Source organism: Paenibacillus sp. GCM10027628 (assembly GCF_042676385.1).
Lineage (GTDB): Bacteria > Bacillota > Bacilli > Paenibacillales > NBRC-103111 > Paenibacillus_E.
Genome location: NZ_JBHTHA010000002.1, coordinates 761,903 through 782,896 on the forward strand (window position 1 = coordinate 761,903; position 20,994 = coordinate 782,896).

Consider the following 20,994-nt stretch of genomic DNA (forward strand, 5'->3'; position numbering starts at 1 on the left):
ATTTTTCTACTGACCCGATCGCGCTCGCTTTGCTATGATCGGTTTATGAAATCAACCAAATTACCAAATCAGCTTATAGGGGGAGCGAATATGATGACTCACAAAAGCAAATTTGTTAAGGCCACTGTCCTGACCGCTGCCATCGCCATGATCAGCACATTAGCTGCATGCGGGGGCACTAACACACAAAGTCAAAGTTCTTCAAGCCCGGCAACGGCAGACAAAAAAGAAGGAACTCCTGTTACCCTGCGTTTCTTCTCCAACCTGCCGGATCGCAAATCCGGACAAGGCCTCGCCGAACAAATGTCCATTGACAACTACATGAAAGAAAATCCGAATGTAAAAATTGAAGTTGAAGCGCTTGCCGAAGAACCCTTCAAAAACAAACTGAAAGCCTACATGGCTTCAAACGAGCCCATCGATATCACAATGGTACATGGCGGCGCAGAGTTGAGTACGCTTGTACAAGCCAAATATGTTAAAGAATTAAATCTCAAAGATTATGAAGGAGAAAAGTATAACTTCCTTCCGGGGGTTTTCCGTTCTTTCACCTTTGACAGCAAAATTTACGGATTGCCTAGAAACAGTGATTACGAGGTCATCTATTACAACAAAAAAATGTTTGCTGATAACGGAGTCAAAGTACCTACAACCTACAATGAACTTCTCGATGCGGCAAAAGCGTTCAGAGCAAAAGGAATCACGCCAATGTCTACGAACGGCAAAGATTTGTGGAGTTTTGGCGAGATGTTCCAGAATACGGCTGAGCGCATAAGCGGCGACCAGAATGCGATCCTTGACGCGGTAGATCAAAAGAACGCTTTCGATAAGGATCCAAACTTCCTGCAGACAGCAAAGCTCTTGAAACAGATGCTCGATGTGAAAATGTTCCAAGATGCATTCATGACAGCCGACTACGGCGCATCGCAAAACATCTTCACACAAGAAAAAGCGGCAATGTGGTATATGGGCTCTTGGGAAGCTGGAATGGCGACGAATGATAAACTTCCTGAATCGTTCCGTAAAAATCTTGGTGTCATTAAATACCCTGTTGTTGACGGCGGCAAAGGTAAAGAATCCGACTTGCTCGCTTGGAACGGCGGCGGCTATGCCTTGACGACTTCCTCCAAGCATCCGGATGAAGCTAAAAAGTTTTTCGATTATTTGATGAGCGCTAACCAATGGGCCAAAAATGCATGGGACACAGGCGCAGCCGTACCTGCTCAAAAATATGCATTGACCGGTAAAGAAAGCGAGATTCAGAAGCAACTTACGGATATATTGGTGAATGCTACATCAACCGCAGGCGTGTCCTTTATTGACTATGGAACTCCTGCATTCAAAGATGACGTGCAAAATGCATTCGGTAAATTCTTCGCCGGATCTTCTACACCTGAGCAGCTGGTTGGCGATTTGCAAACAGCGGCCACAAAGCAAAAAAAGTAACCGATAAATGAACAAAAACAGATAAGGACAGGTATCGATTCCTGTCCTTATCTGCATCTATTCGGAAGGAGCCCTAAGAACCATGCAAAAAGTGCTTAGCAACAAACTGGCTATTTTTCTCTTCGTGTTTCCAGGCATTCTATTGTTCATATTAACATTTCTTGCACCGATTATATTGAGCGGTTTCTATTCCCTGACCGATACGCTTGGACCCGGAACCGAAATTCATATGGTCGGACTTCAAAACTTCAAAGAACTGCTTTTCGACGACCCGCGGTTTTGGAAATCGCTCTTAAATGCACTCCTATTAGGACTCGGCTGCATCTTTCTTCAGCACCCCATCAGTATATTTTTTGCCATCATGCTCGACCGTATCGGCGGAAAAGCAGAGAAAGTATTTCGCACCATTTTCTTCATTCCCTGCGTCATCTCCGTTGTCGTCATTTCCAGAATGTGGTTGACCGTATTCGATCCCGAGTTTGGTATGTTCAATAAAATATTAGAGATGATCGGGCTCGGATCACTTAAGCATGCCTGGTTGGGGGACACCCATACTGCATTAGGTTCCTTGCTGTTCATCTTAATCTGGTCAGGCTTCGGCTGGGCGTTACTGTTTTATTACGCAGGAATTAAAGGCATTCCGGAAGATCTGTACGAGGCCGCGCATTTGGACGGCGCATCAGGACTTAAGCTGCATTGGAAAATTACCGTGCCATTACTTTCACCTGTCATCGCGGTTCAAATTACACTGGCTTTGATTACAGCTTTAAAACAAATGGAAACCGTATTTCTTACAACAAATGGCGGACCAGGCGATTCCACGCAATTTTTAGCCGTTTATTTATACAACAAAGCATTCTCCGCGAGCCAATACGGCTATGCGAATGCAATTTCCATACTATTTATTCTCGTATGCTTGATCGCTACGTACGTAAGCAACAAATTAATCCGTAGCGATGTCGCAGAATACTAGGCGGTGATGATATGAAAAAAAAGCATAAAACGATATTATGGATATTGTTCGTTCTTGTATCCGTTGGGCAATTGTTTCCTTTAATTTGGTTAGTCGATTTTTCATTCAACAGCAGCAGCGACTTCTTCTCATCTGCCATTTTGAAATGGCCGAGCTCGCCGCAGTGGCAAAACTATGTTAACGCTTGGGTGGACGGCAAGTTTCCGAAATACTTGTTGAACAGTGTGCTTGTCTCTGCTGTAACCATTGTTTTAACCGTCTTCCTCTCCTTGTCGCTCGCCTATGCGTTCACGCGCATGCAGTGGAAAACACGATCCTTTTTCTTTGCGGTTATCCTGCTCGGTATTATGATCCCGATTCATGCAACGCTGCTTCCTAACTTTGCTATATTCAAAACCTTGGGACTGACGGATTCTTATTTAGGTCTAATCCTGCCCTACACAGCCGTTTCGGTTCCGCTTGGAACCTTCATTTTATCGGGATTTCTACGGAGCATTCCCGGTGCGATCGAAGAATCAGCTGTTATGGATGGCTGCAGCATTTACCGAATCGTCTTTCAGATCATCATGCCGCTTACTATGCCGGCGTTAGTAACGATTGCCGTAACTACATTTTTAAATTGCTGGAACGAATTTATTATGGCATCCACCTTCCTGAGCAAAGATGCACTCAAAACGTTACCATTCTCCGTCATGAATTTTGCCGGTCAATATTCTTCTGACTATGGATCACAATTCGCGGTCATGGTACTGACCTCGATCCCCGCGATCATCATCTATGCCCTCTTTAATGAGCAGATTACAAAAGGTGTCACAGCGGGTGCAGTTAAGGGCTGATCATCAAAAAGATAAAAAACCTTCGAGGAGCGCCTGCATTCAGGCGGATTCACGAAGGTTTTTTGCATGGGGTTACGGTTTGGGCATTTCGTTAAAAAACGCGACATTTTCAATTGGCAGCCTTGTCGTCTGATGTGCCGGCTTAGCTGCTTTCCCGATAGCGATCAGCATAATCGGAACGTACTGTTCGGAAATGCCGAAAGCTTTCATGAATGCGTCTTTGTCGTAGCCGCCCATCGGGACTGTATCATAGCCTTTAGCACGGGCAATTAGCATGAGCTGCATAGAAATCAATCCGCCATCGACGAGTGCGACTTGTCGGAATGCTTCCGACGGCTGGCTTTGGATTCGCTCAACGAATAATTTCGCCGTCTCCTCGGGCATCAAGCCCGCTTTGACCGCCTGACCGTAGATTTCAGGTGCCTTCTTTTTACTTTCCAGGTCGCCAAGAACGGCGATGACGGCAGACGCTTCGACGACCTGCTGCTGATTGAAAGCGATCGGAAGAAGCTTTTCCTTCAATTCCGGCGAGTCGATAACGAGAAACCGCCACGGCTGCATGTTGGAAGAGGAAGGAGCCAAGGTAGCCAGTTCCAGCATTTCAGTCAGCTCTTCGAGCGGGATATTCACTGAAGGATCATAGCTTCGGACGGAGCGGCGTTCCCGAATAACGTTGAAAAAGTTTGGTTGTTCCACCTGTGTGGACACTTGCGAAAGGGTCATCTTCAATCATCCTCCTTGGATTTGATCATCATCTGAGATCAAACTCCATATCTGTGTATATTTTTGCACAGTAAACCCAGTAAAAAAGCGGTATTAACTGTGCTGGATATTACACAGTATAATATCGCCGCCCTCATTCCGTCAACTTCACTTCTTCGTTATCCTTTCAATCATACCTTGTATGCAGCCTGTCCGCCAAGTCCGCAATCGTGTAACGGCCAAGTACCTGGCGGATGCTCTGCTCCATCTCGTCCGTAATATCCGAGAATGCCGCCTTCATCTCAACGCCGAACGGGTGCGTTCCCGTCGTTTCCTTAATTCCGAAACAAAGTGGAATACCGGCCTGGAACGCGTCGTAAACTTCGGCCAACGTAATCGACTCCGGCGACTTTTTCAGCCGGTAGCCCCCGTCACGGCCTTCCCGCGTTTCCAGAAATCCTTCGCGGGCAAGAACTGCAAGCACCCGCCGAAGAAGGGTCGCTTCCGATTGCAAAGAACCGGCGATTTCGACGCTCGGGCAAGTCTGAACCTTTTCTTTGGACAAAATGACAAGAGCCTGAACCGCCAGTCCGAACCACTTCGGATGATGCTTGCCCGTGCATTTTTCCACATCCATTTTTATTCCCCCATATATGTCTGACTATCCATATCCGTTTTTTCCAGGTCAATGAAGACCTGGAGTTGTTTTTCTAATCGTACTTACGGAAGTACATTGCCTGCCGCGCGAAAAATCTCATACCATTCTTGGCGGGTCAAATGGACCTCGCTTGCCTTACAGCAATCTTTTAACCGCTCTATATTCATTGTACCCGTTACCGGCTGCATGCGCGCCGGATGGCGCAAAAGCCATGCGATGGCGATGGTCGTGTTGCTTACTTCATATTTTGCAGCGATCTCATCGATCTTCTGGTTCAGTTCCGGAAACTTATCGTTACCGAGAAATACGCCTTCAAAGAATCCGAATTGGAAAGGTGACCACGGCTGGATAGTGATATCGTTCAGCCTGCAATAATCAAGCACGCTGCCGTCCCGGTTCACGGCGGAGTCATTCTCCATATTCACATTCAACCCATTCGAGATCATTGTGGCGTTGGTGATGCTTAATTGCAGTTGGTTGGCCACAAGCGGCTGCTTGACCGATTTCTTGAGCAATTGAATTTGCAGCGGATTCTGATTGGACACTCCAAAATGCCGTACTTTTCCCGAGCTCTCTAGAAGATCAAAAGCCTCGGCGACTTCTTCCGGTTCCACAAGCGCATCCGGACGGTGCAGAAGCAAAATGTCCAGATAATCCGTTTTCAGCCTCTTAAGAATGGCGTCCACCGATTCCAGAATATGTTCTTTGGAGAAGTCGAACATGCCTTTCCGAATGCCGCACTTGGATTGCAGGATCATCTTCTCGCGAATATCATCGTTCATATGGATGGCATCTGCGAATATTTCTTCGCAGGTACCGCCGCCGTAAATATCCGCATGATCGAAGAAATTCGCTCCTTCTTCCAGCGCCGTCTGAACAAAGCGCTCTGCATCGCTTTTGTCCAGCGAGTTTATTCGCATGCAGCCGACCGCAATAACCGGAACTTCTAGTGTGCTCGTGCCTAGCTTGATCGTTCTCATCTCCGAGTACATCCTCCTTCATGTTCTACTTTGCTCATTAGTTAAACGAATACCCTTACTATTGTCCCATACTTGTATAGCAGGTTTCAAGAATTACAGAATCCGCCATCGGCTTCTCTTAACTTCTCATCCAGCATCTGAAAAACTTGTATCAACGCTTCTTTGGGAACTTGGGAGTACCGGTCACCCATATTAACTTCAAAATAACAGCTGGTCTCGCTTGTTTCTTTTAAATAAGCAGTTAAACCGATAGCTGTTGTCTCATAAATGTCGATTAAGACAGGTTCCAACTTCTCTTTAGGCATATCAAAATGAACATGAAACATATTAGAAACAGGCTCCAAAGGCTTTGTTACAACGGCATGACACTGATTATAAAATCCGGCCAATTCTCTAGCTTCTTCGTAATACTGACCCATCTTAGGCAGCCTTTGTTTAAAATAGTGATCTGCACTGATGATATAAGGATAAAGGCTAATGAGATCACCGCCGTGCCGCCTTTTCCATATTTTCGATTCCTTTGTAAAAACTTCGTCGCCAGCGAGAATCGCTCCGGCAATCCCGCCAATCCCTTTGTAAAACGAAACATAAACACTATCGAAAAGCTTAGAAATTTCAGCAGCCGACTTTTGATAATACGGAACAATTTCGAAAAGTCTGGCGCCATCGAGGTGTAACTTAATCCCTTTTTCGCGGCAATATGCGGAAATGGCTTCAAGATCGCTATAGGCCGGTAACTGACCGCCAATCTCGCGTTGAGGTAATTCCAGCAATAAACATGAAATATCCTCATTCATGTTCAGTACGTCTTCCAGCTGAACCGGTCTGCTTTTATCTGCTAATAATACGGTCTCTATTTGATGCAACTCTTTCAGCCCATCTTCTTCATGGATCTCTAAATGACATAGAGGATGATAGGCAACCTTTTTCCGCCCTTTTTTATCACACCAAATTCTTAAGGCGATTTGTTGTGCCATGGTCCCGCTAGGGAAAAACACCGCTGATTCTTTACCCAAATACTGCGCAATACGATCCTGAAAATCTTCGATCAACTTGCCTGCACCATAAATATCGCTGTCCAGCATCCCATCCATCTCATTCAATGCATCTTTCAATATTTGAATATTTCTTTTGCCATGACCTACTAATGAATAGGTGGTTTGATAAAATGCTTCTGATAGCGTATGATTTCCGTTCAATGGTATGTTGCTCCTTCCGTTGATGCCCAATCGACTTTGAGCATCAATGGAATTATACCACTAGGCAAGACAGTTCGCAGCGGGTCGTGGGACTTTTAACCGAACTTCTGCGGTATAAAAAAAACCTTTACCCTTGGCCCGGATAAAGGTCATCTTTCGATTTTTTCCTTAATTCTTTATTGGATGAGTACTAGTATCCTCAACATCTTTCTGAGGATTTATCATGATTCCCTTCGATACATTGCCTGATGCATCTATGGTTTTTATTAAGATCGTATAGTGCTTACCCTTTTCAATTCCTGATAAAACAGCAGTTTGTATGCCTCTATTAACTTCTATTATGTTTCCAATTTGTTGTTTATTTCTTAGTAGAGTAATTTGAACCTTTTGACCATCCATATCATATGGACCATCCCAATATAACGTCATGCTGTCATCACCTCTGATCACTTGAACATTTTCCACCTCACCTGGAGGAACATGATCTTCAACAGGTACAGGCGGTGGAGTTGGTGCTGTGAAAACCGATGGGTCGCCGAAGGTAAATTTATCAAAGTTATATAACCAATCATTTCCTTTAAACAACATGAATACAATGTGCTTTCCTGTTACCGGTGTTGTAATATCCGCGGAAGAAACTTTGAAGTTCTGCCAACCGCCGGTTCCCGAAATAACACAAGTTGCTATAACGGGGCCATTCATGCCGTCTAACCTTACTTCGATCGTTCCACCACTTGTATCGCTTGCTGCATTTACATAAAATTTAGTTGGGCTTGAGCTTCCAAAGTCTATATAATTGTACATGGCATAGGGGCTCTTAGGACCATAAATGCCAGCAAGGTAAGTTTGCCCTCCGCCATTTTCAGTACCGAAACCCACACCACTGGTGTAATTTTCAGCCTCTAACTTTCCATACGCATCTCTTGCTTTGCCTTTTACCGTTGTAAAAGAGAACCAATCCAAATTGCAGGGTGAGTCGCTTCCATTAGTTCCATGAAAGATCAGATATACGTCATGAACACCTACAGCTTTGGTATCATCTACAGTCGCCATAATATCTACCCAGTTATCCCAATTTCCTAAAGCCGGAATTCCGATAACTCCTGCAGTTGGACCATCCAAGCTGTCTAGCTTCACTTCAATCGTGCCGCCTTGATTGCCGCTTGTTACGTGAGCAGTAACTCCAGCCGCGCCAGGCCCGAAGTCAATTCCTTTATAAGAGGCAAAAGCGTTGTTTTTAATGCCTTCTAAAAATCCCCAGTCCGCATTTTTACTAAGACCTGAACTGCTGTCATAATTACCGGCTTTCAGCCTTGCATATGCATCTGTTTTGGTTGGATCCGTTGCGGTGAATTTAAACCAATTTAAATTAAATAAATATTGATCTTGCGTTTTGGCAAAAACAAGATATAGATCATGAATCCCTGTAATTGTACTTGGATTGCCCTGATCATCCTTAAGAACCGTAACGGCATCCGAATAGTTATTCCAGCCGCCTGTTCCTTGGACGTTTAAGGTACCGACTTTGGCACCATTTACTGAATCCAACCTTACTTCTATGTTACCCCCGCCGGTTCCGCTTGCTGCTCTGGCAATAAAGCCTGTAGCACCAGACGTTCCAAAATCTACATTTTTATACGCTGCATAGTATCCTGGCTGAATTCCACCCAATTGCAACGTTCCTTCTATACTGCCATCCATAATAAATCCAGTGCCGATATTATAGCTTTCTGCTTCTATCTTATTGAAAGCATTTTTAGGAGCATAGGTTAGATCAACATCCTTGGATTCATCCCGTGATAAAACAGTCAATGCTTCAACAGCAGCGGCTGATGACCAGGATTCATAAGTTCCGAAAAGCAACTGCCCTGCCCAATTTCCGTCTACAATATTTTCAGTATTTCTATTGTTCCACGCCATTTGAGTATTAAAAGCAAGCCAGTTGTTGAAGTCTTTGCTAAACGGCTTATAGGTCTTTTCAGGCCCATCATTTAAAGCCTTTTGAAGATAGGCCAAATTGCGGACCAAAATCGTTTTACCACCCTTTAAATCCCCATTTGGTCCTTCATAGTTCAACAAATGATTGGCATCCACTAAATGAGTTTGGGTAAATTTCGCTGCTTTCACCGCATCATCGAGATATACGGTTTTTCCGGTTATTTTATATAGTCCTACAGCTGCGCCTATGAAAGTACCCTGATTGTAATGCGTTGCATCCGGGACAGCGCCATTTTGAAGCTCTATACGGTCAAAAACTTTTCCCTCTCCATCTGTAAGCATCGTTTTGCCCCATCTGTATATATGCGTAGCTGCATCCAGATAGTGATTATCCTTAGTAAGGTTATAAAGATAAACGGCTGCTTCAGCTGCAGGGAAATTGATGCAGGCATTCTTGGTGGTATGCTCACTATTCATCCACCAGATACCCCCATTTGCAAAGTTGTCATCCCACTGCGTATTGTAAACAAAGTCAAAATAATACTTTGCCTTATCTAAATATCTTTGTTCTTTCGTGATTTCGTATGCTCTTGCGCTTGCCATGGCCCACCACATGATATCATCATTGAAGTGGTTGTTTGTCCAATCCGTTCCATACTTGGCTACAGTACCATCAAATATGTCATCAATCTGAGTTCTAAGCTTTGCTTTCAAGGCAGCATTTGATGTATGAACATAGGCATCCATGACCATTTCCCAAAGTTCAGCCTCGACCCAAAAGCCTTGATACTCACCGCCATGATTGGAATTCGTCCAATAATACTTCGCGTTGCTATCCCAAAACTTGGCGTTAAATGCTTCTATGGCCGTGTCTGCATTTGACGAAGGAAGTGCGTATGCTTTTGTACTTCCATTGACTATTGAAGAAACAATAAAGACAAACGCTATAGTCAACCATAAGATTTTTGAACTTTTAATTTTTTCCAGTGCCATATCCTTACCTCCACTGATATGATTTTTAAATTACTTGGAAGACGCTATGACTTTGTTAACCTTGTCGGCCATATCCTTCAGTTCTTTCTCGCCGCCTTTGCCGCCTAGGACATTGTTCCAGACAGAGTCGATGAATGGATTCGCCTTCCCTGCCCAGCTTGTAACGAAACGAACCGGTTGAATACTTGGCGATTTCAAAATATAGTCGATCCCGTCTGCCAAATCTTGATGGCCCGCTTTCTTAAGCGTGTCAAAGTAGGCGGAGGTAGCTGATTTATATGCAGCAGGCGCGACAGGAGTGGATGGCAGCACTTCTTGATACATCGTCGATTCGAGATACTTCAGCACCTTCCAGACCGCATCCGGATTCTTGATAGCAGCCGGGCTGCAAAAACCGACGGCATCATAAATCTCGGCCTGCGTCTTCACCACCGGCTGAGGTGCGAAGCCCCATTCCAGATTCGGCGCATTGCGGATCAGATCGTCCGCCACCCATTGCCCTTGCATTGTCATCGGAATTTTTCCGTCCTTGAAGGACGCCATGACGTTGGAAGCGTCGATAGTCGGAGGCATCATGGAGCCCTCCGCAATTGCTTTCTGATACTTCTTTACGCCCTCGACATACTGGGGACTCACTTCCACCTTCGTCGGATTTACGATCGAATCCGTAAAGGATGCGCCCCCCGCCGATACCGAATAAAGCGATATATTGAATGGATCTGGTCGTCCATAATAGCCATATTGCTGCATACCCCCCTTGTTCGATGCCAGTTTGGCCATATCATTGAAAAACTCGTCATATGTCCAGCCCGTCTTCGGCTCCTGAAGCCCAGCGTCTTTAAACATTTTTTTGTTATAAAACACACCGTACGTATTCAGAAGGCCAGGCAGGCCGTATAGCTTATTATTCCATTTCCAGCTATCGGTGACCCCGGCATAAAAGCCGTCCATAAATGCCTTATCCGAACTTGCTTGGGCCGACCAGTCATAAAGCAGGCCCTTCGCGCCGTTTTGAAGCTCCATGTCGTTGCCAGTCATGAAAATATCTGGGGCTTTCTTGGCCGCGATCATTTCATTGATTTTGATGCCATAATCCTTCAAAGGCGCCGGTACCATTTTGACCGTAATACCCGGGTTCTGTTCTTCGAATTTTTTCATCGAAGCCATAATTTTATTGTTCATTTCCTGAGATTCCCAAGTCATGAGTGTGACTTCGACAGCCGCAGCCTTTTTCCCGCCTGAATCGTTTCCGGACGTTGATACAGGAGCAGTTGTTCCCCCTCCCGGGTTCGAATTGTTCGCACAACCGACGGTCATCCCCAGTGCCAGCGTCAATGCTCCAGCCACACCAATTAATTTAACTGTCTTCATAATCGCAACCTCCTGAATTTGTTTATTTCAAGCCGGCGGAATTGACCGACCCAAGACCTTGCATAAAATACTTTTGACCGAGGAAAAAGAGGATGATCATCGGCAGCATATAAATCAAGTCAGCCGCCATAAAATAATTCCACTGTGTCGTCCAGTTCGATGAGAAAGAAGCGAGGGCAACGGAGAGCGGCCATTTATCCTGATCCACCAAATAGATCAGCGGCTCCAGGTACTGGTTCCAGGATGCGTTAAAAGAGAAAATAACCATCGTGACAATGACCGGCATCGTCATTGGGACAAGTACACGGTTAAGGATTTGAAAATCCCCCGCCCCATCTATCTTGGCTGCCTCGTCGAACGATTTTGGAATTGTACTCAAAAACTGGACGAATAAAAAAGTGTAAGTCGCATTGCCAAGAAAAGCAGGCACGATGATCGGTAGCCATGTATTGTACCAGCCGAGGGATATGAACATATGGAAGATTGGAACAAGACCGACGAAACTGGGTATCATTAGACTACCTACGAAAAAAGAAAACCACATCTTTCGCCCAGGAAATCGAAGCCTGCCTAACCCGTAACCAACGAAGACCGAGCTCACAACTTGACCGATCGTACTGATCACGGTAATTAGCATCGAGTTGCCGAAAGCATGCCAGAAGTGTATCGTCTTCACGCCATCGACAAAGTTTTCGAAATGAAATTCTTTCGGGTACCAATCGGGCGGAATTTTGAATATTTCCGTGTTCCCTTTTAGCGCAATCGTAATCATCCAAAGTATCGGGTACAACATCGCAATGGAACCGATAAGAAGAATCAAGAATCGTACCGAATCCGCTACCGAATACTTGAATCCGCAGATTTCCGTCGTTACTCCCTTAATTATCGCGGTCTTAGTGACGGTCATCGTATTCACCCCCTATGATCATTCTCGTAATATACGAATTGATTGGAATAACGATAAGTGATAAGTGTGAAGAGCATGATGATGAAGAACAAAATCCAAACCTCTGCAATGCCATAACCGAACATTTTATCGTTAAATATATCTCTATAAATCTTGAAATTAAGAAGCAACGCCGAGAAGTTTGGTCCGCCTGGGGTCGAACTGCCTGAGGTTAAAACGATAACTTGGGCGAAAGATTGGAAAGAACTGATGATACCAAGGATGAGCTGGAGAAACAGAATCGGCGTGATCATAGGAAACGTCACATGTGAGAACATTTTCCATCCTTTGGCTCCGTCCATCTCTGCAGCTTCGTACAAGTCCTTCGGCACGGACTGCAAGCTGCTTAAGAAGATGATCATCCCGGAACCTACCTGCCATAATCCGGCTATGATAATGGATAACAGCGCCGTCTTCTCGCTGGTGAGCCAAGTTGACGCCGGTAGACCGAACAAATTCAGTACTTGATTGGCAAGTCCATACTGCGGATGATAAATGAACAGCCACATCGTCAAGGATGCTACAGCAGGTATGACCGTCGGCAAATAGAAAGCGATTCGAAAAAATTTAATAGCGGGCAGAGCACGATTGAGAAGAACTGCAAGAATAAGGCCTAGAACGAGAGAAGAAGGCACATTGAGCAGAACGTAGTAGAAAGTCACCTTCAAGGACTCCCAGAAGGCAGGGTCGACTGTAAACATGTAATGGAAATTCTCGAATCCAATAAACTTGGGCTCGCTATAGCCGTCCCATTCGGTCAATGCGTAGTAAATAGATGAAATCAATGGATAGGCGACGAATACGCTGAACCCGATTATTGAAGGAAGGATGAACATATAACCATTCATCCATTGACGGTAAACCTTAGCTTTGGATGCCACTTTCAAAAAGATTCCCTCCCTTCTTTATTCAATTTTCTTTGAAAGCGCTTTCAAATATTTCGAATTAATGAATGCTTTCGCAATCGAGTGGTCCTTTCCGACGAAGTCGAAGCACTGTTTCATTCGATGATCCGATCCGATAGGCCGCTGGATACAAAATCACCCCCTTTTTCAGTGGTAATTATTTCCTAATTTCAATATAACAGCTTACACAATGCCATGTCAATATATTATTAGTATACCATTTTATATCATGATATTAATGACATATCAAATATTACATCATAAACTTCTTACATATAATTAAAAACCCTCGGACTTATCCGAAGGTTTTCCAGAGGTTAGCACTTGTTTTCGCCCACTACTATAGCAAATATTTTCGAATAAAATACGTTGGCGTACAGCTCCATGCATGGCAATAGCTGTTTATTAAATTACTGCCATAGGGTGATAGCTTTTTATTAATCGGGCTGTAGATTTCCCAGAAACAATCCGCTCCATCTTTGACCATTTCTCCCCAATAAGCTCTCATTTGCTCCACTGCTTTCTCCAGTCTGCCGCTTTCAAAAAGCGCTTCGATCAAATGATGATACATATAGGGTGTTGTCATCCCAATTTCCGGAGGGTTCTCGAATAAACGATCCATCAATCGACCATTTTCCGCTTCGTTCAGCACACCTGCCAGTGCCATCCAGACCTGTGAAGCCCATGAAATCTGCTTATTCGCGCCGCTTACAAAGAAGTTTTGTTCCGCATCCCATAATTGGGTGAGTGCCGCACGGGTCACACGATTGATTTGTTCAGAAATGAACGCTGCTTCCTGATCTTTCTTTAGCTCATCAGCTAGTATATGGCCCCTTTTGAGACAATAAAGCAGAACCGCTTGCGCGGATGCTTGTTTGTTTAACTCCGGATGCCAATCCGTGAAACACCACCATGTTTCATCATCTCGAACTAAACCAGACTCGTCCAGTCGTCTGACTCCGATCTCAATCTGCTCAAAAGCGATCGGCCAGAGCTCGATTAACGCTTCACGATCCTTGGACGCCTCATAATAATCATACAAAGTCGCTACGAAAAAGAGCGAATAATCATAAAGAAGCGTATCGTCGACTAGCGGATTGGGCTTTTCAAAGACACAAGCCCCAACAGCCCCATCCGGGAGTGTCATACCGCCAAATAAATATAAACAACGTTTCACCAGATCATGATGATGGAAGGTCTGATAGTTCGCCAACGCTTGAAGTCTCAAATCCCCGATCCACAGCCTGCGGTCCCGTTTCGGTCCGTCTTCAAATACCGTTTGCATGCAGTCTTGCAGCGTTTTGATGCTGATCGCATCGATGATTTGCAAATCTTCGGGAACGCTACTGGGTAATGGAGTTAGCCTAGCAACATCTGCTGAAGTAACAGCCGTGCAATGAATATTTGTAAATGACACCGTATATTTTCTGGATGTGTCCAGGATCAAAACCTTCATATACCGGAAGCTGTAACGGCGCGGCAGCTGAATGAGAGTAGGAAGAACATCTATGTACAAAGTTTCTTCCTGCAGCCACGATCTGCTCAACCAGCCATTGTAACTGTCAAATGGTTCTGCCACTTCACAAGGCATCTCGCCAAAGATCAGCTTAAGTCCAAGCGGGGCATCTTGTGGACTGCCCACCGATTTCATCGAAAGTGATACATAACCGACTTGATGATCACCAAAATCCAAAATAAAACTATCATCCTTACCGAATGATTTTGATTGTAAATCTTGAATACTCCCAATTTCTTGCGTTCTCCACCCTTGAAAAGCCCCTTCGTCCGCTACAACTTCAATCATCGACTTTGGAAGAATGACCGACTCATGCAAGACTGGCATAAGCTCCTCAGCCAAATCAACGAACTTCTGATGAATACCCATTACACTTCAACACTCCTATCTTTAATGCCTGATGCCCTTATAAGAGAACCAATTCCTCGAGCAAAGCATCAATTTGTTGTCTAGTAATGCCTGTCATCGTGTTTTCACCCAGCTGCTTAATCGTCGATTTTCTAACAAAATTAAGAAAAGGACCCTCGAACAAAGCAGACAAATGCTTCTTGAATATGGCGGTTGCCGCCTCATCCTCCAGTACTTCATTGATTCTTGAATGTTCGCTATAGGTAACGCGGAATAAATCGCTATTGGTATAACTGAATTCATACGCTCCCGAACCTACGATGACGCTAACACCTTGATCGACATCGCGAATCGATTGTATTCCCGGAACCTTCGTATCAAGGAATAACCCGCCTTCTTGCAAACTATCGCTCGCAGCTCCCGTCAAAATAACTTCCGCAGTTGTATTCGCCGGAATACGCAGCTTCACTCGGATTTGCCCCTTATCCACTTGCCAGCTGGACTCAATCCGCCCATATAGGGAGGTATGCGCTGCTTTGGCGTATGTGAGATTGTTCAATCCGAACATTGGCTCGATATGAATCTGCTTGAAGGCCGGCAAGGATCCATTCATATCTAATCCGGCTACTTTGCGGTACATCCAATCGCCAATGGCTCCATAAGCGTAATGGTTAAAAGAGTTCATATCGTCGCTCCAGAAGGAGCCGTCCGATTTGATGCTATCCCAATGCTCCCAGATCGTTGTTGCTCCCTTGGAAACGGAGTACAGCCAGCCTGGGTAGCTTTCCTGCATCAGCAACTTCACCGCTGTCTCGTGGTAACCGTTATTCGAAAGCGCAAAACACAAGTAAGGTGTGCCCACGAAGCCAGTTGTCAAATGATAATCGTTATCCAAAATGAGTTCATTCAAATCCTTAGCTACTCTTGCTCGCACAGTCTCATCAACTAAATCAAACACGAGCGCTAGGACATGCGCGGTTTGTGTCGGCGCAGCTACACGTCCATTTTTCGTCATAAATTCATCCCGGAATGCTTGGATGACGCCTTGATAAAGCGCATCGAATTCGCGAGCATCCTCATCGTATCCCAGAGCTCTTGCGGCATCTCGAACGATGCGTGTAGAGTAGGCATAATAAGCTGTTGCGATCAAAGCAACAGGCGTCGCTCCGATGTAGCTGTTTTCCTTTGCATCCAGTGCTAGCCAATCGCCAAAATGGAAGCCTGTGTTCCATAAATATTCCTGATCGCCTTGCGAACGGATGTAGGAAACCCACCCTTTCATGCTCTCATATTGTTCAGCCAGCAGGCGCTTATCTCCATAATATTGATAAACGGTCCAAGGGCAGATGACTGCAGCGTCTCCCCAAGCGGCCGAATTTTCTCCGCCTACAACGTCCGGCACCACAAAAGGAACCCCGCCATTCGGCCTTTGTTCAGCCTTCAAATCGCGCAGCCATTTCGTGAAGAAAGGTCCGCCTTGGTAATTAAATAACGCCGTGCTGATGAATACCTGGGCATCACCCGTCCATCCCAACCGTTCGTCACGCTGCGGACAATCCGTGGGCACATCAAGGAAATTGCCCCTTTGGCCCCAGCTGATATTGCTTTGCAGCTGATTCACTCTGTCATCCGAGCATTCAAACTCGCCAGTGGGCTCCATATCCGTATGCATGACTTCACCGACAAAAGCATCCAGCGGCAGGCAGTTCTCTTGGCCGGGAAAGCCCTCAACTTTCACATAGCGAAAGCCCATGAAGGTGAAATAAGGCGCATAACTTTCAGGCCCATTTCCTTTTGCGATATAGGTCACGACTTGCTTAGCGGGCCGAAGGTTGCCGAAATAAATATTGCCTTCTTTATCCAGAACTTCCGCATGCTTAAGCTCGATGCGCGTCCCTGCCGCCGCATTTACTGTAAAGCGCACTCGGCCAACCATATTTTGTCCCATATCCAGCACATGATCTCCCGCCGGCGTTACGAAATAGGCTACGGGGCGTATCGTCTCCGTCACACGGGTCGGTGAATTTTCTTGAGGCACAAGCACATTGAGGCTTATATCTTTACAAATTTGTGTGGACTTCCACTCGTCATCCTGGAAATTCGCCGAACTCCAACCGGCCTGTTCCAACCTCGCGTCATAGATTTCCCCGTGATAGATTGTGGAGTATTGTATCGGTCCCGTAGAAGCTTTCCATGTGGAGTCTGTTGCTACAATAGCTTCCGTTCCGTCTTTATATTGAATATGCAGCTGTGCGAGCGCAGCCCGGTGTTCGCCGTATTTATAGTTTTTGTTTTCGAAGCCCATCCCGCTTTTATACCAGCCATCCCCGAGCAGGATGCCGAACCCGTTGCCGTTCTTATTGAGTAATTCCGTTACATCATAGGTTTGAACTTGCAAGCGGTTTGGATAACTGGTCCAGCCCGGTGCCAGCAGCTCATCGGATACTCGAGAACCGTTAACATAAAGCTCATACACGCCTGCTGCTGTTGCATAAATGCGTGCGGACTGAACATCTCCGAGCACCTCAAACGTTTTACGAAGCAGAAAAGCAGGCTCGGACTGCGGATCAATTTCACTTGGATGAGGCGTGATCCACTCGGCTTTCCACTCGCTTTGTTCTAGCAGCCCCATCTCCCACCACGCGATTTCGCTCCATGCAGACTCTCGGCCAAAGTGGTCCCACACTTTTACTTTATAGAGATAACGCGCCCTCGATTTCAGCTCCTGCCCTGCATAACGAATTTGAATCGATTGATCGGATTCCGTATAACCTGTATCCCACACCGGCGAGGTAAAATCCCCATCTTCATTAGCGACCACGATATGATATCCCCGCTGTAAAGTTCCGCGGCGCTCGGACTCGATCTGCCAGCTTAACTGAGGAATTCTTGCTCCAATGCCAAGCGGATTCGTTCTGTACTCACATTTCAATGCCGTAACATGTAAATTCCCCACAGTAATCCTCCTCTTTTCTTAGCCGAAATTAACCTTTAACTGAACCTGCCGTCATACCTGCAACGATTTTTTTATTAAAGAAAATAAACAGGATGAGAGGAGGTAAAGTGATCAGCAAAATATTCATAAATAGCAAATTCCATTGGGTAACGAACTGGCTTTGGAAGTTATACAAGGTCAGCTGCACCGTTGCATTCTTGGCTCCCGGGAAAAAATACAGCGGATTGGTGAAGTCGTTAAAAATGCCCACGGATGACGTCACAATGATCGTTGCCGTTACAGGCTGCAGAAGCGGTAGAATAATTTTATAAAACAGCGTAAACCCGCCACAGCCATCCACCACAGCGGCTTCATCCACTTCACGCGGAATGCCTGACATGAAGCCTTTGTACAACAAGACACCGAAAGGAAATCCAAGTGCAACCTCAACGAGAATGAGGCCTGGCAGCGTTTTGAACAAGCCAAGACCATTCAGCACCCAGATCGTCGGCACGATCGCCGGAGGAATGATTAATCCGGAAAGCACAAGGAAATTAAGCCAAGGTGTCGCACGATCGGTTCTGCGCTGCATCACGTAACCGGCCATTGCACAAACAAGAATTAATACAATAATCGATAAAACTGTCAGCAAGGTACTGTTATAGAACGCACGCAAAAGCATATAATCCCGAGCAGTGATCACCTCTTTCAGATTATCCAAGAGATGAATCGTGGATGGCCACGCTAAGTTCAATAATGAGGACTCTTTCTTATCCTTCAAAGCGTTGATAATGACGAAATAAAAAGGAATCCAAAAGATAACAACAGTCAGAAGAATCGCAATGGCTTCGATGCTTAAACCTCTTATTTTCCTGCTCATAGTTCCGCCTCTTTTCTGTTCAGGTAGGAATAAAGCGGAAGGGCTAACGCGGTTACCACGATAAACAAGATCACGTTTCCTGCCGTAGCGAGACCATAATATCCGCCTTGGTACTGCTTATAAATAATGGACGCGATGAGGTCGGTCGTAAATCCCGGTCCACCTTTGGTCATGGCCCAGACGAGGTCGAAGGAGCGCAAGCCACCGATAAACGATAAAATAATGACGGAGTTCGTGGCGGGACGGCTAAGCGGAAGAATGATATTCCAAAATTTGCGGAAGGCGCCGCCGCCATCCATCTCCAGCGCTTCATAATACTCCTGAGGAATAGAGAGAATTCCTGCGATATAGATGACGGTAGCGAAGCCTACACCTTTCCAAACATCAACAAGCGCTACGGACAACAGCGCAATTCTTGTATCGCCTAACCAATCAGGTCCAACCACGCCAATCGCCGATAGAGCTGTATTTATAAGTCCTTGTGTGGGGTGCATCATCATGCTGAACGTAATTCCGACCGCAATGGTACTAAGCAATGTTGGAAAAAATATGACAGACCGCAGATAACCCTTGGCTCTTATTTTTGAAGTTAAAAATACGCCTAGCAACAATCCTAAGACAACCTTTAACACACAAGTCACAACTGCATAAATGAGCGTATTCTTAAATCCGATCAAAAGTGAAGCTTCTTGGAAAAACATGTTAAAGTTATCTATACCGATAAATGTCCAGGTCGTTAAATTCCATCTTGTCAAACTAAAGAAAAAAGACATAATGGTCGGAAAGATGAAAATCAATACATATATAATGGCTGCAGGGATAAGAAAGGCATATGAGTACGTACGTTTGAATACCTTGGCCACCTAAGATCACTCCTATATTTGGCGAAAGGAGCCGGTCCTGCATCTAGATTGCATCGCCGACTCCTTTCCATTTATTTATTACAATTACCAGCCTTGTAGGCCTAGCTGCTTGGCTTGCTTCTCTACATCCTTGTCGTATACTTCGGCACTTTGCTTAGCGGATTTGATGCCTGCACCGGCTTCTGTTGTAATTTGCGGTAAACTTGATCCTTTGATAGGGGAGACGAATTCCAATGCAGGTGCCGTTTTGTTCGCATCAAAGTAAGGAGACATATCTTTCACAGCTTGCGCTACATTATCAGGCAGCTTTGATCCTTTAACCGCATAAGGACCAGAAGGCTTGGAAGCTGCCGCTTGTGCGGCTACGCCATCCAAGGAAGCGATGAATTCAACGAATTTCTTGGCTTGCTCCGCATGTTTAGTCGCTTTGTAAATATAGGCACCGCTTGGCATCCATACCGTCAAACCATTCGTAGCCGCGTTATCGCCCGGTTGCGCAAAGAAACCGATATCCTTCATTTTGTCAGGGAAGTTTTGTTCAAGTGCAGGGACTGCAAAGGAAAGCATCGGATATTGAGCTCCCTTGCCTTCCGCCAGCATCTTCAGCCCCGCATCGTACGACGTTGCCAAGAAATCTTTGTTCATATAACCTTTTTTAGCGATTTCCTCCAGCTTTTCGAAGCTTCTGAATGCCGCTGCATCCGTCGCATATTTCGCTTTATTCGCTGTATAATCGTCGGCAAACTTCGGACTTACGGCTTGCACATTATAATAATCCGCAAGCACGACCAATTGCGTCGTCCAATCATCTTTATAGGAACCAATGACAGGTGTGATACCTGCCGCTTTAATTTTCTCGCTGTTGGCCATCAGCTCCGACCATGTCTTCGGAACGGAGAGTCCAAGATCGGCATAAATCTTTTTGTTATAGAACCAGCCGCCGCCCATCGTCGAGCCGATTGGGCCTGCAAAGATTTTCCCTTTGGAAGTTACCGTTGGTTTAAAAGAATCAATCACATTCGCTTGGAAGGGCTCATTCGTGAGATCGAGCAAATTTTGTTCGGGATTAAGCGCTTGCATAAGCGATCCGCTGTTATAGAAGAAAACGTCTGTCATATCGCCTGTCGCCAGACGAGTTTTGACGATGTTATCGCCTTCTCCGCCGCCTGGGCGGGTTTCTTGTTCAACGTGGATGTTCGGATATTTCTTTTCAAAAGCCGCGATAACTCCTTTTGCCAAATTGACGGAATCCTGTGTGTTATCGGTCAAAAGTGAGATGGTTACTTTCTCGTCCGCTTTTTTGGAGCTGCTGTCCGCAGCTTGTCCCTTCGTGTCCCCAGATGAAGTGGAAGCTGTTCCGCAGCCTGCGACCACACCTGCTAATAATACCGAAGTGGAAATTGCCGCAACCCATTTTGTTCCCTTTTTTCTCATTTACGAATCCCCCTTATGTTCCTTGATTAGGATGAATCGATTCCTATGCGATACACGGGTTCAATTCCCCG

General features: G+C 45.5%; 16 protein-coding genes. 3 read left to right on the forward strand and 13 right to left on the reverse strand.

Annotated features, from left to right (window positions below):
- The first annotated feature begins 90 nt into the window (after positions 1-90).
- The 3 genes from ACFQZT_RS04525 to ACFQZT_RS04535 all read left to right on the forward strand — a co-directional run bounded on the left by ACFQZT_RS04525 (position 91) and on the right by ACFQZT_RS04535 (position 3,255).
- A complete protein-coding gene (locus tag ACFQZT_RS04525) occupies positions 91-1,446 on the forward strand; it encodes an extracellular solute-binding protein (protein WP_379296969.1) in 1,356 nt (451 codons plus the stop codon).
- 82 nt (positions 1,447-1,528) lie between these two features.
- Positions 1,529-2,419 (forward strand): carbohydrate ABC transporter permease, encoded by an 891-nt coding sequence (locus ACFQZT_RS04530; protein ID WP_379296971.1) that lies wholly within the window; start codon positions 1,529-1,531, stop codon positions 2,417-2,419.
- A gap of 11 nt (positions 2,420-2,430) precedes the next feature.
- Positions 2,431-3,255: a carbohydrate ABC transporter permease gene (locus ACFQZT_RS04535; RefSeq protein ID WP_379296973.1), complete on the forward strand. Its 825-nt coding sequence runs from the start codon at positions 2,431-2,433 to the stop codon at positions 3,253-3,255.
- Positions 3,256-3,327: 72 nt separating this feature from the next.
- Here ACFQZT_RS04535 and ACFQZT_RS04540 read toward each other — a convergent pair whose 3' ends face one another.
- The 13 genes from ACFQZT_RS04540 to ACFQZT_RS04600 form a co-directional block, all read right to left on the reverse strand.
- Positions 3,328-3,978: a nitroreductase family protein gene (locus ACFQZT_RS04540; protein ID WP_379296975.1), complete on the reverse strand. Its 651-nt coding sequence runs from the start codon at positions 3,976-3,978 to the stop codon at positions 3,328-3,330.
- A 166-nt stretch (positions 3,979-4,144) separates the two neighbouring features.
- Positions 4,145-4,594, reverse strand: a complete 450-nt coding sequence (locus tag ACFQZT_RS04545) for an RrF2 family transcriptional regulator (RefSeq protein ID WP_379296977.1) — start codon at positions 4,592-4,594, stop codon at positions 4,145-4,147.
- Positions 4,595-4,677: 83 nt separating this feature from the next.
- A complete protein-coding gene (locus tag ACFQZT_RS04550; protein WP_379296979.1) occupies positions 4,678-5,595 on the reverse strand; it encodes an aldo/keto reductase in 918 nt (305 codons plus the stop codon).
- A gap of 86 nt (positions 5,596-5,681) precedes the next feature.
- The gene (locus ACFQZT_RS04555) at positions 5,682-6,794 is read right to left on the reverse strand and encodes a threonine aldolase family protein (RefSeq protein WP_379296981.1); all 1,113 of its coding nucleotides are present in this window, start codon (positions 6,792-6,794) and stop codon (positions 5,682-5,684) included.
- A gap of 168 nt (positions 6,795-6,962) precedes the next feature.
- Positions 6,963-9,725, reverse strand: coding sequence for a carbohydrate-binding protein (locus tag ACFQZT_RS04560; protein WP_379296984.1), 2,763 nt, complete (start codon positions 9,723-9,725; stop codon positions 6,963-6,965).
- Between the two features lie 30 nt (positions 9,726-9,755).
- Entirely contained in the window at positions 9,756-11,096 is a 1,341-nt protein-coding gene (locus tag ACFQZT_RS04565; protein ID WP_379296986.1) for an ABC transporter substrate-binding protein, read from the reverse strand.
- A gap of 22 nt (positions 11,097-11,118) precedes the next feature.
- Positions 11,119-12,003: a carbohydrate ABC transporter permease gene (locus ACFQZT_RS04570; RefSeq protein ID WP_379296988.1), complete on the reverse strand. Its 885-nt coding sequence runs from the start codon at positions 12,001-12,003 to the stop codon at positions 11,119-11,121.
- A gap of 5 nt (positions 12,004-12,008) precedes the next feature.
- On the reverse strand, positions 12,009-12,923 hold the full coding sequence (locus tag ACFQZT_RS04575; protein ID WP_379297955.1) for a carbohydrate ABC transporter permease: 915 nt from the start codon (positions 12,921-12,923) through the stop codon (positions 12,009-12,011).
- A 364-nt stretch (positions 12,924-13,287) separates the two neighbouring features.
- Positions 13,288-14,832 (reverse strand): alpha-L-rhamnosidase-related protein, encoded by a 1,545-nt coding sequence (locus tag ACFQZT_RS04580; protein ID WP_379296990.1) that lies wholly within the window; start codon positions 14,830-14,832, stop codon positions 13,288-13,290.
- Positions 14,833-14,869: 37 nt separating this feature from the next.
- Entirely contained in the window at positions 14,870-17,767 is a 2,898-nt protein-coding gene (locus ACFQZT_RS04585; RefSeq protein ID WP_379296992.1) for a family 78 glycoside hydrolase catalytic domain, read from the reverse strand.
- A 28-nt stretch (positions 17,768-17,795) separates the two neighbouring features.
- A complete protein-coding gene (locus ACFQZT_RS04590; RefSeq protein WP_379296994.1) occupies positions 17,796-18,626 on the reverse strand; it encodes a carbohydrate ABC transporter permease in 831 nt (276 codons plus the stop codon).
- Positions 18,623-19,489, reverse strand: a complete 867-nt coding sequence (locus ACFQZT_RS04595; protein WP_379296997.1) for a carbohydrate ABC transporter permease — start codon at positions 19,487-19,489, stop codon at positions 18,623-18,625. Before ACFQZT_RS04595 ends, ACFQZT_RS04590 begins: the two co-directional genes overlap by 4 nt.
- Before the next feature lie 84 nt (positions 19,490-19,573).
- Positions 19,574-20,923, reverse strand: a complete 1,350-nt coding sequence (locus ACFQZT_RS04600; RefSeq protein ID WP_379297000.1) for an ABC transporter substrate-binding protein — start codon at positions 20,921-20,923, stop codon at positions 19,574-19,576.
- Between the last annotated feature and the right edge of the window lie 71 nt (positions 20,924-20,994).

What these genes read in the sequence shown, in the direction of transcription:
- ACFQZT_RS04580 (WP_379296990.1), bottom strand. Translation starts at nt 14,832, where the DNA reads ATGGGTATTCATCAGAAGTTCGTTGATTTGGCTGAGGAGCTTATGCCA.
- ACFQZT_RS04550 (WP_379296979.1), bottom strand. Translation starts at nt 5,595, where the DNA reads ATGAGAACGATCAAGCTAGGCACGAGCACACTAGAAGTTCCGGTTATT.
- ACFQZT_RS04540 (WP_379296975.1), bottom strand. Translation starts at nt 3,978, where the DNA reads ATGACCCTTTCGCAAGTGTCCACACAGGTGGAACAACCAAACTTTTTC.
- ACFQZT_RS04570 (WP_379296988.1), bottom strand. Translation starts at nt 12,003, where the DNA reads ATGACCGTCACTAAGACCGCGATAATTAAGGGAGTAACGACGGAAATC.
- ACFQZT_RS04600 (WP_379297000.1), bottom strand. Translation starts at nt 20,923, where the DNA reads ATGAGAAAAAAGGGAACAAAATGGGTTGCGGCAATTTCCACTTCGGTA.
- ACFQZT_RS04535 (WP_379296973.1), top strand. Translation starts at nt 2,431, where the DNA reads ATGAAAAAAAAGCATAAAACGATATTATGGATATTGTTCGTTCTTGTA.
- ACFQZT_RS04525 (WP_379296969.1), top strand. Translation starts at nt 91, where the DNA reads ATGATGACTCACAAAAGCAAATTTGTTAAGGCCACTGTCCTGACCGCT.
- ACFQZT_RS04530 (WP_379296971.1), top strand. Translation starts at nt 1,529, where the DNA reads ATGCAAAAAGTGCTTAGCAACAAACTGGCTATTTTTCTCTTCGTGTTT.
- ACFQZT_RS04560 (WP_379296984.1), bottom strand. Translation starts at nt 9,725, where the DNA reads ATGGCACTGGAAAAAATTAAAAGTTCAAAAATCTTATGGTTGACTATA.
- ACFQZT_RS04565 (WP_379296986.1), bottom strand. Translation starts at nt 11,096, where the DNA reads ATGAAGACAGTTAAATTAATTGGTGTGGCTGGAGCATTGACGCTGGCA.
- ACFQZT_RS04545 (WP_379296977.1), bottom strand. Translation starts at nt 4,594, where the DNA reads ATGGATGTGGAAAAATGCACGGGCAAGCATCATCCGAAGTGGTTCGGA.
- ACFQZT_RS04590 (WP_379296994.1), bottom strand. Translation starts at nt 18,626, where the DNA reads ATGAGCAGGAAAATAAGAGGTTTAAGCATCGAAGCCATTGCGATTCTT.